We start from the raw sequence: 12,563 nt of genomic DNA on the forward strand, positions 1-12,563 counted from the left end.
ACTACTTGGTGCGGGGTGGGCGCTTGTCCAGCAGCGGTGCGCTCACACCCTGCACCCCCACCAGCCCCAGCACCGTGACCAGCGAGGTCTGCGCGCCTTTCCAGGCGTCCGTCAGATCAATCCACTCCGAAAGTGCATGGAACCCGCCCGTCTTGCCGCCGCCCCCGATCACGATGGCGGGGATGCCCAGCGCCATGGGCACGTTGGCATCGGTGCTGGCACCGGCCAGCACCGTCTTGCGGCCAAAGGCGGTGTTGGCGCGCACGGCAGCCTCGACGATCAACGCGTCGGCGGCGGTGCGGCCACCGGGCCGGTCGCCGATGAGCTTGGTCGATGCGCTCAGGGTGTTCACGCCCCAGCGTGCGTTCTCTTCGGTCACGGCGCTGTCCACGGCGGCCAGCACCTGCTTTTCGGTGGCCAGCAGCGGGGCCATTTCGTCGGAGCGGATGTCCACCGCCATGCGCGCATCCGGCGCGATGGTGTTGACGGATGTGCCGCCGCCCACAGTGCCCACGGTGAACGTGGTCTTGGGGCTCTTGGGCGTGCGGATGTCGGCGATCTTGGCAATGGCGCGGCCCATGCCGTGGATGGCGCTGGGCACCTCGCCAAACGCGGCGTAGCTGTGGCCGCCCGGGCCCTTGAAGGTCACCTCGTGGCGGTGGCTGCCCGTGCCCAGCACCAGCACCGTGCCATCGGGCGCGGGCTCCAGCGCCACCATGCCGTCGATGTCCAGGTGTTCCTTGAAAAGGTGCTTCATGCCGCGCAGGTTGCCCAGCTCTTCCTCGCCCACATTGCCCACGAACACCAGGTCGCCCACGGTGGCGATCTTCTGGTCGTTGAGCACCTTGAGCCACGACAGCAGCACGGCCAGGCCGCGCGTGTTGTCGGAAATGCCGGGCGCATAGAGCTTGCCGTCGCGCTCTTTCACCTTCACATCGGTGCCGGATGGGAACACCGTGTCCAGGTGGGCCGAGATGACCAGCTTGGGGCCGTTGCCCGTGCCCTTGCGCACGCCCACGACGTTGCCTTCGGCATCGATGGCGGCGTTGGTCAGGCCCAGGGACTGGAGCCGGGCAAGAAAGGCTTCGGCACGCTTTTGTTCCTTGAACGGCGGCGCCTCGATCTCGGTGAGCATGCGCAGGTCTTCGGTGGCGCGGTCGTGGTCGGCCTTCACGGCGTCGAGCAGCTGCAGGATCTGGGGCGCAGCCATGAGCTGGCCGTAGGCCTTGTCCACGGCGGGGCGCAGCACTGTGGGCGTGGGTGCCACGGCGCCGAATTGCGCATGGGCGGCACTTGGCAGCAAGGCGGCGCAGGCGAGGGCCATGGCACCCGCAAGGGCTGTGGCACGGAAGGTATGGAGAGGGAGAGTCATGGTGATCCAGCGAAACACAAACACAAACGGAAGGGGTGAGCGGCCTGTCCAGCCATCGTGGATGGAGCCGTGGGCCGGCATGCAGGGCCATGCAATTGTTGGACCGAACTCCGCCCCCGGGCTCTGCTTTAATCTGCCGAGCCGACAGTTTTTCTTACATGCGCAAACACATCCCCAGCACCCGTGCCCTGCTTGTTTTCGATGCCGTGGCACGCCACCACGGCGTGAGCAAGGCCGCCGAAGAACTCTGCCTCACCCACAGCGCCGTGAGCCAGCAGCTGCGCCTGCTGGAGGGCCAGCTGGGCCTGCAACTGGTGCAGCGCGGCGCACGCGGCTCCACGCTCACCGACGTAGGCCGCCGCTACCACGCGCAGGTGGTGGGCGACTTGCTGCGGCTGCAGAACCACACCCTCGAAGCCATGGCCCAGCGGCCCGATGGCGCGCGCCTGCTGGTGGGTTGCGTGCCGGTGTTTGCCGAGCGCTGGCTGCTGCCCCGGCTGCCTGCCTTCCTTGCGCAGCACAAAGGCTGCAGCCTGCACCTGCAGGTGTACCCCACGCAGATCTACATGGCGGAGATCCCGTTTGATGTGGCTGTGCAGTACGACGACGCGGCCTGGCCCGGCGTGGTACCAGCGCCCCTGATGCCCGAGGTCTGCGTGGCCGTGTGTGCCCCGCAGTCGCGCCACCGGCGTGCGACAGAGCGCGGCGACTTCCGGGCTGTGCCGCTGCTGCAGCTCAGCTCGCGCCTGGGGGCGTGGGACGACTGGCTGGGCCGCGCGGGCATCACGCGCGTGCCGGCCCACACCCTGGGCGGCCACCGCTTTGATCTGTTCTCGATGCTGGTAGAGGCGGTGCGCGCCGATCTGGGTATTGGCCTGGTGCCCCGGTATTTTGTGGAGCGCGAACTGCAATCGGGCGAGCTGGTGCTGGCCCACCCGCACCACGACAGCGGTGCGCGGGGCTACAGCCTGTTCGTGGCGCCGGGGCGTCTGGAAGACCGGGCGGTGGCGGCCTTTGCGCAGTGGCTGCGCACCACGGTGGCCGCAGAAGGCGCTGTGGCGGAGGTGCCTTCAGACGCCGCGTGAAACGCGCTTGCGCTGCAGACCCAGCCAGGCCAGCGCCAGCCCCGTCACCACAATCGGCACCAGCGAACCCGCGTTGAGCAGCGTCCAGCCCTGGGTGGTGACCAGCACGCCGGATGAGAACGCACTCAGCGCCAGCGTGGCGTACACGCAGAAGTTGATGGCCGCCTGGGCGCGGTCCTTCTCCTCCGGCCGGTAGGCCGTCATCGCCAGCGTGGTGGAGCCGGTGAACAGGAAGTTCCAGCCCACGCCCAGGAAGAAGAGCGCAATCCCAAAGTGGTGCAGCTCCACGCCCATCAGCGCCACCGCCACACACGCCAGGTTGAGCAACACCCCGGTGCCCATGATGGGCAGCACGCCAAACCGCTTGATGAGGTGGCCGGTGACAAAGCCGGGAGCGAACATGCCGATCACATGCCACTCCAGCACCAGCGCCGAGGCATCAAAGTCAAAGCCACACACCTGCATGGCCAGCGGCGTGGCCGCCATCAGCAGGTTCATCACGCCATAGCCCAGCGCGGCGCCCACAATGGCCACGATGAAGGCAGGCTGGCGCATCAGTACGGAGAGGGGGCGCCCCTGCTCGCGTTGGCCCGCCGCGTTGAGCACCACGGGTTGCGCTTCGAACCGGATGGCTGCCATGCACAGCATGGACAACAGAGCCACGCCGATGAGCGCGATGTAAGCGCCCGCAAACGGCACCGGGAATAGCGTGCGCGTGGCGCTGGCCAGGTTGGGGCCCGCCACCGCACCCAGCAGGCCACCGGCCAGCACCAGCGACACGGCCTTTTCGCGGTAGTCCGGCTTGGCCAGTTCGGCAGCGGCAAAGCGGTACAGGCCGCCGTTGGCGCTGTAGTAGCCCGCCACCACCGTGGCCGTGCACAGCAGCCAGAAGCTGCCGCTGAACGCGGCCCAGGCACACAGCGCGGCCGACACCACGGCCACGGCCAGCCCGATCTGGAACGACACCTTGCGCCCCCAGCGCGCCTGGCTGTGCGCCACCAGCGGCGTGGACAGCGCCCCGCCCACCACGTAGCCCATCACCGGCAGCGTGGCCATCCAGCCAAAGGGCGCCAGCTGCAGGCCCACCAGGCCATTGATGGCAATGAAGACAACGTTGTTGGTGAGGAAAAGGCCTTGGCACAGGGCCAGCAACCACAGGTTCTTGTTCACGGCAGAGGGCGCCTTTTGGCGTCTTTATGAAATGGATGTCCCACGCAGGGCACTGGACGCAAGTCAAGGCCGGTGGGCAGTGTGGAACGCCGGGAAGGCTGGAGCACATCAAAACCCGACTGCTTTGCTCCGGCATTGTGCACTGCCGTTGATGAAGATCAGCGGATGCGCGGGGAGCCCCCCGTATGGTGGCGCCCAGTGCTGTGGCTCCCCACCGGGGCCAGCGTTTGAATGCTTGTGATGGATCCCTTGAAATCGACGGCCACCGCCTTGCCCGGGGCGGCTGGCCCTGCCATGGAACTGGTTTGCCCCGCGGGCAGCCTGCCCGCCCTGAAGGCCGCTGTGGACCACGGCGCCAACTGCGTCTACCTGGGCCTGCGCGACGCCACCAACGCGCGCAATTTTGCAGGCCTCAACTTTGACGAGGCCGCTATCGCCAACGGCATTGCCTATGCGCATGGTCGCGGCTGCAAGGTCTTCATGGCGCTCAACACCTACCCGCAGGCGGCCAACCCGGGGCCGTGGCGCAGCGCACTGGACAAGGCGGTCGACCTGGGCGTGAACGCGGTCATCCTGGCCGACCCTGGCCTCATGCACTACGCGGTGCAGCACCATCCCCGGCTGCGCCTGCACCTATCGGTGCAGGGCTCGGCTACCAACTACGAGGCCATCAACTTCTACCGCGAGCAGTTCGGCATCGTGCGCGCCGTGCTCCCGCGTGTGCTGTCGATGGAGCAGGTACGCCAGGTCATCGACCGCACGCCGGTCGAGATCGAGGTGTTCGGTTTTGGCAGTCTGTGCGTAATGGTCGAGGGGCGCTGTGCGCTGTCGTCGTACGCGACGGGCGAATCGCCCAACACGCACGGCGTGTGTTCACCGCCGAAGGCCGTGCGCTGGGTGGAGACCCCGCAGGGCCGCGAGTCGCGCCTGAACGGCGTGCTCATCGACCGCTATGCGCCCGGCGAGAACGCGGGCTACCCCACGCTGTGCAAAGGCCGCTTCGACGTGGGGGATGACGAGAACTACTACGCCATCGAAGAGCCCACCAGCCTCAACACGCTGGAGCTGCTGCCCCAGCTGCTCAAGATGGGTGTGCGCGCCATCAAGATCGAAGGCCGCCAGCGCAGCCCCGCGTATGTGGCGCAGGTCACCCAGGTCTGGCGCGAGGCCATGGACCAGTGCCTGTCCTACCCGCACCGCTATGCGCCCAAGACGCGCTGGATGGCCAGCCTGGACCAGGTGGCAGAAGGCCAGCAGCACACGCTGGGCGCCTACCACCGCCCCTGGAAGTAGTGCTTCTCCACAATGACAAAACCCCCGGAGACCGCCCCATGAAACTCTCTCTCGGCCCGCTGCTGTACTACTGGCCCCGCGACACCGTGTTCGCGTTCTACGAGGCCATGGCCGCCACGCCTGTGGATGTGGTGTACCTGGGCGAGACGGTGTGCTCGCGCCGCCATGAGCTGCGCCCGGCCGACTGGCTGGCGCTGGCGCGCATGCTGCGGGACGCGGGCAAGGAAGCGGTCTTGTCCAGCCAGGTGCTCATCGAGTCCAGCGCCGACGTGGGCGTGATGCACAAGATCACGGGCAATGGCGAATTTCTGGTCGAGGCCAATGACATGGGGGCAGTGAGCTGCCTTGCGCGTGCACCCGCCGGGCCGCAGGCCTTCGTGGCCGGGCCGCACCTGAACCTGTACAACGCGCCCTCGCTGCAATGGATGGCGCAACGGGGCGCCACGCGCTGGGTGATGCCGCTGGAGATGTCGCAGGACGCGCTCGCTGCTGTGCTGGCGCAGCGGCCTGCAGGCATCGAGACCGAGGTGTTTGCCTACGGCCGCATGCCCCTGGCCTATTCGGCGCGCTGCTTCACCGCCCGCCACCGCAACCTGCCCAAGGACGACTGCCAGTTCAGCTGCCTGCAACACGCCGACGGCCTGCCGCTGCGCACGCGCGAGGGCGAAGGTTTTCTGGTGCTCAACGGCACACAAACGCAATCGGCGCGCGTCTACAACCTGGCCAACGAACTGGCGACGATGCAGGCCCAGGGCGTGGACGTGGTGCGCCTGAGCCCGCAGGCGCAGCACATGGCGCAGGTGATCGCCGCGTTTGACGACGCCCGCCGCGCAGTGCTTGCGCAAGAGACTGCTGAAAAGACCCCCGACTTTGTGGAGCGCATGCAGCCCTTCATGCCCGATCTGCCCTGCAACGGTTACTGGTTCGGTCGCCCAGGCCTGGAACAGGGGCTGCAAGGGGCAGCGCGTGGTGCTGCCGCGCGGCCTGCGATGCATCCATAACGCAAAAAAGCGAATCACCGCATGTACCCCGGAGAACGTTTCAACAGCATCAGCCACCTGGTGGGTGCCCTGCTCGCCACGGCAGGCACGGCCGTGCTCATCACCCTCGCGGCGCGCCTGGGCGACCCGTGGAAGGTGGTGGCGTTCAGCATCTACGGCGCCATGTTGGTGGCGCTGTACGCGGCCTCCACCGCGTACCACAGCGTGCGTCGGCGCACCATCAAGGCCGTGCTGCAAAAGCTGGACCACTGCAGCATCTACCTGCTGATTGCGGGCAGCTACACGCCGTTTGCGCTGGTGTCGCTGCGCGGCGCCTGGGGTTGGTCGCTGCTGGGCGTGGTGTGGGGGCTGGCCCTGCTAGGCATTGCGCAAGAGATCTTGTGGGCGCGTGGTGCACGCGTGCTGTCGCTGGTCATCTATGTGCTCATGGGCTGGCTGGCGCTGGTGGCCGTGGTGCCGCTGTGGCAGGCGCTCACCCCAGCCGGGTTTGCCTGGCTGCTGGCGGGCGGGGCCTGCTACACGCTGGGCATCGTCTTCTATGCGCTGGACCACCGCGTGCGCCACGGCCACGGGCTGTGGCACCTGTTTGTGCTGGGCGGCAGCGTCTGCCACTTTTTCACCGTGTTTTTCTACGTGGCCTGAGGGCCCTTCTGTCTCATGGCGGCTTCTCCCCTTCCTTTCCCCCTGGTTGTTCCTGCGCCTGTGGGCGCTGTGCTGGCGCGCCTGCCCGCCTACCCCGGCTCCCAGCTGCTGGTAACCGCGCTCAACCTGGCGCTCGCGCGGCACCTGCCTGCGGACGTGGGCCAGGTGCTGCTGCACAAGAAGATGCGGGTGCAGGTGCGCGATGCGCGCGTGGCGTTCGACTTTGCCTGGACGGGCCAGCGCTTCGCCCCCCATGCACCGCTGGTGCCGCCGCAGGTGGCCGATGTCACGCTGAGCGCTACGGCCCATGATTTTTTGCTGCTGGCCCAGCGCCAGCAAGACCCCGACACGTTGTTCTTCAGCCGCCGCCTGTCGATGGAGGGCGACACCGAGCTGGGCCTGGTGGTGAAGAACGCGCTTGATGCGATCGAGCTGCCCGTGCTGGACCCGCGCCAGTGGGTGCACAAGCTGGCGCCGCGTCAGGTGCTGGGCCACCTGCGCCGCCGCCTGGACCCCACACCACGCAACGGAGGGTGAGCATGACCACCAACACCCATCCCCAGAACCACCCCTTGGTCTATTCCTGCTCCGGCTGCTCCAGCGCCGCGCAGCTGGCCAACCACGTGGCGCTGCAGCTCGACCGGCGCGGCGTGGCCGAGATGTCGTGCATCGCCGGGGTGGGCGGCGATGTGCCGCACCTGATGAAGACCGTGCGCTCGGGCCGGCCCATCATCGCGCTCGACGGCTGTCCGCTGGTCTGCGTGAAAAGCACGTTGGCGCGCCACGGCATCGTGGCCGACCGGCACTACCAGCTGCAGCAATATGGCGTGAAAAAGCGCACGCACGAAGACTTTGACCCCGTGCAGGCCGCGCTGGTGTTGGAGCAGGTGGAGGCCGACCAGCAGGCCCAACCCCTGCGGCGCCCCTCTGTGGTGGAGCCCTCGCATGGCTGATGCTGCCCACACCCGCCGCATCATCGTCGCGATCTCGGGCGCCAGCGGCGCCGTGTACGGCGCGCGCCTGCTGCAGGTGCTGCAGGGCCAGAGCGGCATCGAGACCCACCTGGTCGTCTCCGACGCCGGCTGCCGCAACCTGCAGCACGAGCTGGACATGGACCGCGCTGCGGTGGAGGCCCTGGCCCACCGCGTGCACGACGTGGCCAACGTGGGCGCGGCCATCGCCAGCGGCTCGTTCCAGTGCCATGCCATGGTGGTCGCGCCCTGCTCCATGCGCACGCTGGCTGCCATAGCGCATGGGCTGGCCGACAACCTGCTCACGCGCGCGGCCGACGTGGCCCTCAAGGAGCGCCGCCGTCTGGTGCTGATGGTGCGCGAGTCGCCCCTGCACCTCACGCACCTGCGCAACATGGTGGCCGTGACCGAGATGGGCGGCATCATCTGCCCGCCGCTGCCCGCCTTCTACCTGCGCCCGCAGACCGTGGGCGAGGTGGTGGACTACAGCGTGGCGCGCGTGCTTGATCTCATGGATGTGCCGCACGCCCTGGCTCCTCGGTGGCAGGGCCTGGAGCTGAATGCTCCTTAATTTATAGCTGCTAGGGCAATCAATACCTGCGCTACCAGTCGATTTCAGGCTCTTCTAGCGAATGCTAGTGATGAGTCTTTAACCGTAGCGCTACGCCCCCATCTCCCCAGCATGACGCGCTTGCGTCTGCCCCAGGAGAAGGCCATGCGACAGCAACAGATGACGCGCTTGATCCACAGCCTGCCCCAGCTGACGCACCACCAGCGCCAGCAACTGGCAAGCTGCCTGCAGGCGCTGCTCGATCACAGTCAAGCCATCGCCGTTGTAGAAGCACATGGCAGCGCCCACCGAACCTGTCCGCACTGCGGCAGCCCGCAGCTTGTCAAGAATGGCTCGGCCAACGGGCTGCAACGCTTCAAGTGCCGCCAGTGCGCGCGCACCTTCAACGCCTTGACTGGAACACCGCTGGCACGCCTGCATCTGCGGGATAAGTGGATGGGCCAGGCGCAGGTCTTGAGCGAAGGACTCTCACTCAACCAGGTGGCCCTGCGCCTGGGTGTGGCGCAAAGCACCGCCTTTCGCTGGCGCCACCGCTTCCTGGCCTGCCCCAAGAGCGTGCAGGCACGCCAGCTTGTGGGCATCGCCGAGGCCGATGAGTCTTACTTCCTGGCCTCCTGCAAGGGACACAGAGGCTTGCTGCGTCGTCCTCGCCGACGCGGCGGTAAGGCGCTGGCTGGCTGCAAGGGCTTGGAATACACCCCGGTGCTGATGGCGCGAGACCGGGCCGGAGCAACGGCCAACCTCATCCTGCAGACGAACCAAGCGGTGAGTGTGCAAACTGCACTCAAACCCTTGCTGCCACCAGACACCATCCTATGCACCGACGGCAGCGTCACACTGGCCAGCGCTGCGCGGGCCCTGGGCGTGCAGCACCAGGCGGTGAACGTGAGCCGGGGTAGGCGTGTGAGAGGCCCCTGGCATGTTCAAAACGTCAATGCCTATGTCAGCAGGCTGCGCGGGTGGATGCAGCGCTTCAAGGGCGTTGCAACGAAATACCTTGATTCGTACCTGGGCTGGTTCAGGATGTTGGACCGATCAGGCCCCATGGGGCCGCAGCCCGCACTGGTGCTGGAGGCGGCTATGGGGAGTCAAGGCGTCACTAGCATTCGCTAGAAGAGCCCGATTTCATTCAAATCCTGAACCTGACATGGCCTACAGCGACCTGCGCGACTTCATGGCCCAGCTCGAAGCCACGGGCGACCTGCGCCGTGTGGGGGAGCCCGTGTCGCCCCACCTGGAGATGACTGCGCTCAGCGACCGCGTGCTGCGCGCAGGCGGCCCGGCGCTGCTGTTCACCCAGCCCACGGGCCACCGCATGCCGGTGCTCACCAACCTGTTTGGCACCACAGACCGCGTGGCGCGCGCCATGGGTGTGGCCAACCTGCACGGCGTGCGCGCCCTGGGCGAACTGCTGGCCACCCTCAAGGAGCCCGAGGCGCCGAAAGGCTTCAAGGACATGCTGGGCATGGGCCAGCTGCTCAAGACCCTTTGGAACATGGCGCCGCACACCGTGGCGCGCGGCGCACCCTGCCAGCAGGAGGTGTGGGAGGGGCCGGACGTGGATCTGGCCCGCCTGCCCGTGCAGCACTGCTGGCCCGGCGACGTGGCCCCGCTCATCACCTGGGGCCTGACCATCACGCGCGGCCCGCGCAAGGCGCGGCAGAACCTGGGCATCTACCGCCAGCAGGTGCTCTCGCGCAACCAGGTCATCGTGCGCTGGCTGGCCCACCGGGGCGGCGCGCTGGACTTTGCCGACCACTGCGCCGCCCACCCCGGCCAGCCCTACCCCGTGGCCGTGGCGCTGGGGGCGGACCCGGCCACGCTGCTGGGCGCCGTCACGCCGGTGCCCGACAGCTTGAGCGAATACCAGTTCGCCGGCCTGCTGCGCGGCGCCCGCACCGAGGTGGCGCCCGCGTTGGGTGTGCCCCTCTCGGTGCCCGCCACCGCCGAGATCGTGCTCGAAGGCCACATCCAGCCCGATGCCCACCACGCGAGCGGCTGGCAGCATGCGCTGGAAGGGCCGTACGGCGACCACACCGGCTACTACAACGAATGCGCCGAGTTCCCCGTGCTCACGGTGGACCGCATCACCCTGCGCAAGGACGCGATCTACCACAGCACCTACACCGGCAAGCCGCCCGACGAACCCGCCGTGCTGGGCCTGGCGATGAACGAGCTGTTCATCCCGCTGTTGCAAAAGCAGTTCCCCGAGATCGTGGACTTCTACCTGCCGCCGGAAGGCTGCAGCTACCGGATGGCGGTGGTCAGCATCCGCAAGGCCTACGCGGGCCACGCGCGGCGCGTGATGATGGGCGTGTGGAGCCACCTGCGCCAGTTCATGTACACCAAGTTCATCGTGGTGGTGGATGCGGATGTGGACGTGCGCGATTGGAAGGAAGTGATCTGGGCCATCACCACCCGAATGGACCCAGCGCGCGACACGCTGCTGGTGGAGCACACCCCCATCGACTACCTGGACTTTGCCTCACCTGTCAGCGGCCTGGGCAGCAAGATGGGGATGGATGCCACGAACAAGTGGCCGGGGGAGACCCAGCGCGAATGGGGCCGCCCCATGGCCATGGACGCCGCCGTGCAGGCGCGCGTGGACGGGCTTTTCACAGCGCTGGGCCTGTGACCCGTCCGTGCACCACGGCGGTGCTGCGCTCTCCAGTCACGTAGAAGACAAGCACGCCCCGCGTTGTTTGCGACGATGCGCCAGCCCCGGCAAAGAGGGCTCTGCACCGGCATCCCACGGATGCCGCGATGCAGCACCGCGCACACCACAAGGAGACGACAGCAATGCAGCAGCCCGGCAGCATGATGGATCGGCCGTTACTGGTCTCGGCCATCCTCGAGCACGGTGAGAACCAGTACGGCGACCAGCAAATCGTCTCGCGCGACACCAATGGCAGCCTGCACCGCTACCGCTTTGCCGACATGGCCCGGCGCGCCCGGCAGCTGGCCAACGCATTGAAGGCGCTGGGCCTGCGCCCTGGCAGCGTGGTGGGGTCGCTGGCCTGGAACAACCACCGCCACCTGGAGGCGTACTACGCCGTGTCCGGCAGCGGCATGGTCATGCACACCTGCAACCCACGCCTGCACCCCGAGCAGCTGGCCTACATCGTCAACCACGCCGACGACGAGGTGGTGCTGTTTGACACTACCTTCGCACCACTGGTGCGCGCCATTGCGGGGTCGTGCCCCCGCGTACGGCACTGGGTGGCGCTGTGTGATGCGGACACGCTGGGCACCATCGACCTGCAAGGGGTGCCCGGGGTCGAGGCCTACGAGACTCTGGTGGCCGGCCAGCATGACCGCTTTGAGTGGCCCGAATGTGATGAAAAGACCGGCGCAGCGCTGTGCTACACATCGGGCACCACCGGCAACCCCAAGGGCGTGCTGTATTCGCACCGGGCGCTGGCGCTCAGTGCCCTGTCGGCCTGCATGCCGGGCGTGCTGAGCATCAGCGCGCGGGAGACCATCCTGCCCGTGGTGCCCATGTTCCACATCAACGCCTGGTGCCTGCCCTATGCGGCCCTGATTGGCGGGGCCAAGCTGGTGCTGCCCGGCCCGCGCCTGGACGCCGCCAGCCTGTACGAGCTGATGGAGTCCGAGCGCGTCACGGTCAGCGCGGGCGTGCCCACCATCTGGATGGGGCTGATCCAGCATGTGGAGCAGCACCAGCTGCGCTTTACCACCATGCGGCGCACGGGCGTGGGGGGATCTGCCATGCCCAAGGCGCTGATCGCCAAGTTCAACGACCTGTACGACGTGGAGGTGCGCCACGGCTGGGGCATGACCGAGACCACGGCCATTGCCACCATGAGCGTGCTGGGCGCGGCCGATGCCGAACTGCCACCCGAGGAGCGCCACGCGCTGGTCGCCAAGCAGGGCAAGTCGGTGTTCGGCATCGAGCTCAAGCTGGTGGATGAAAACGGCGCCAGCCTGCCGCGCGATGGCGTGGCACAGGGCGAGCTGATGGTGCGCGGCCAGTGGATCGTGGACCGGTACCACAAGGCCGAGCGTTCGGCGCTGGCCGATGGCTGGTTCCCCACCGGCGACATCGCCACCATCAGCCCGCAGGGCGTGGTGCAGATTCGCGACCGCACCAAGGACGTGATCAAGTCGGGCGGCGAGTGGATCAGCTCCATCGATCTGGAGAACGCCGCCGTGGCCCACCCGGCGGTGGCCATGGCCGCTGTCATCGGCGTCAAGCACCCCAAGTGGGACGAACGCCCGCTGCTCTTCATCGTGCGCAAGCCCGGCCAGTCGCTCGACAAGGCGCAGATCCTGGACTTCCTCGCAGAGCGTGTTGCCAAGTGGTGGCTGCCCGACGAAGTGCTGTTTGTCGAAAGCCTGCCGCTGGGCGGCACCGGCAAGGTCCAGAAAAACGAGCTGCGGCAACGCCATGGCTCGGTGTTCGGCGGCGAGTGACATCGCCCCGCATTGACGCAGTTT

Annotated in this window: 12 protein-coding genes; 10 read left to right on the top strand and 2 right to left on the bottom strand. The window is 67.5% G+C overall.

Features of this window, described 5'->3' with window-relative positions; genetic code table 11:
- Nucleotide 1: 1 nt before the first annotated feature.
- Nucleotides 2-1,372, bottom strand: a complete 1,371-nt coding sequence (locus tag CLU87_RS21130) for a M20/M25/M40 family metallo-hydrolase (protein ID WP_099732292.1) — start codon at nucleotides 1,370-1,372, stop codon at nucleotides 2-4.
- A 158-nt stretch (nucleotides 1,373-1,530) separates the two neighbouring features.
- Between CLU87_RS21130 and CLU87_RS21135 the strand changes: the two genes are divergently transcribed.
- Complete coding sequence (locus CLU87_RS21135; RefSeq protein WP_099731699.1) at nucleotides 1,531-2,457, top strand: LysR family transcriptional regulator; 927 nt, start codon at nucleotides 1,531-1,533, stop codon at nucleotides 2,455-2,457.
- On the opposite strand, the gene CLU87_RS21140 is transcribed toward CLU87_RS21135, so the two are convergent.
- Nucleotides 2,443-3,627 carry an MFS transporter gene (locus CLU87_RS21140; protein WP_099731700.1) on the bottom strand — a complete coding sequence of 395 codons (1,185 nt, stop codon included), beginning with the start codon at nucleotides 3,625-3,627 and terminating at the stop codon, nucleotides 2,443-2,445. The genes CLU87_RS21135 and CLU87_RS21140 overlap by 15 nt on opposite strands.
- Before the next feature lie 240 nt (nucleotides 3,628-3,867).
- On the opposite strand from CLU87_RS21140, the gene CLU87_RS21145 reads away from it, so the two are divergent.
- From CLU87_RS21145 to CLU87_RS21185, 9 genes are all read left to right on the top strand, one after another.
- The gene (locus tag CLU87_RS21145) at nucleotides 3,868-4,920 is read left to right on the top strand and encodes a peptidase U32 family protein (protein ID WP_199170859.1); all 1,053 of its coding nucleotides are present in this window, start codon (nucleotides 3,868-3,870) and stop codon (nucleotides 4,918-4,920) included.
- Nucleotides 4,921-4,958: 38 nt separating this feature from the next.
- The gene (locus CLU87_RS21150) at nucleotides 4,959-5,921 is read left to right on the top strand and encodes a U32 family peptidase (protein WP_099731702.1); all 963 of its coding nucleotides are present in this window, start codon (nucleotides 4,959-4,961) and stop codon (nucleotides 5,919-5,921) included.
- A 21-nt stretch (nucleotides 5,922-5,942) separates the two neighbouring features.
- Nucleotides 5,943-6,563, top strand: a complete 621-nt coding sequence (locus CLU87_RS21155; RefSeq protein ID WP_099731703.1) for a hemolysin III family protein — start codon at nucleotides 5,943-5,945, stop codon at nucleotides 6,561-6,563.
- 15 nt (nucleotides 6,564-6,578) lie between these two features.
- The gene (locus CLU87_RS21160) at nucleotides 6,579-7,100 is read left to right on the top strand and encodes an SCP2 domain-containing protein (RefSeq protein WP_099731704.1); all 522 of its coding nucleotides are present in this window, start codon (nucleotides 6,579-6,581) and stop codon (nucleotides 7,098-7,100) included.
- Nucleotides 7,101-7,102: 2 nt separating this feature from the next.
- Nucleotides 7,103-7,516 (top strand): putative zinc-binding protein, encoded by a 414-nt coding sequence (locus tag CLU87_RS21165; protein WP_099731705.1) that lies wholly within the window; start codon nucleotides 7,103-7,105, stop codon nucleotides 7,514-7,516.
- Complete coding sequence (locus CLU87_RS21170; protein WP_099731706.1) at nucleotides 7,509-8,105, top strand: UbiX family flavin prenyltransferase; 597 nt, start codon at nucleotides 7,509-7,511, stop codon at nucleotides 8,103-8,105. The genes CLU87_RS21165 and CLU87_RS21170 overlap by 8 nt, the downstream gene beginning before the upstream one ends.
- Before the next feature lie 144 nt (nucleotides 8,106-8,249).
- Complete coding sequence (locus CLU87_RS21175) at nucleotides 8,250-9,218, top strand: IS1595 family transposase (RefSeq protein WP_099729449.1); 969 nt, start codon at nucleotides 8,250-8,252, stop codon at nucleotides 9,216-9,218.
- A gap of 34 nt (nucleotides 9,219-9,252) precedes the next feature.
- Nucleotides 9,253-10,740, top strand: coding sequence for a 4-hydroxy-3-polyprenylbenzoate decarboxylase (gene ubiD, locus CLU87_RS21180; protein ID WP_099731707.1), 1,488 nt, complete (start codon nucleotides 9,253-9,255; stop codon nucleotides 10,738-10,740).
- Between the two features lie 164 nt (nucleotides 10,741-10,904).
- Nucleotides 10,905-12,539 carry a long-chain-fatty-acid--CoA ligase gene (locus CLU87_RS21185; RefSeq protein WP_099731708.1) on the top strand — a complete coding sequence of 545 codons (1,635 nt, stop codon included), beginning with the start codon at nucleotides 10,905-10,907 and terminating at the stop codon, nucleotides 12,537-12,539.
- Nucleotides 12,540-12,563 lie beyond the last annotated feature (24 nt).

It is taken from the genome of Acidovorax sp. 59 (assembly GCF_002754175.1).
GTDB classification, from domain to species: Bacteria; Pseudomonadota; Gammaproteobacteria; order Burkholderiales; family Burkholderiaceae_C; genus Acidovorax; species Acidovorax delafieldii.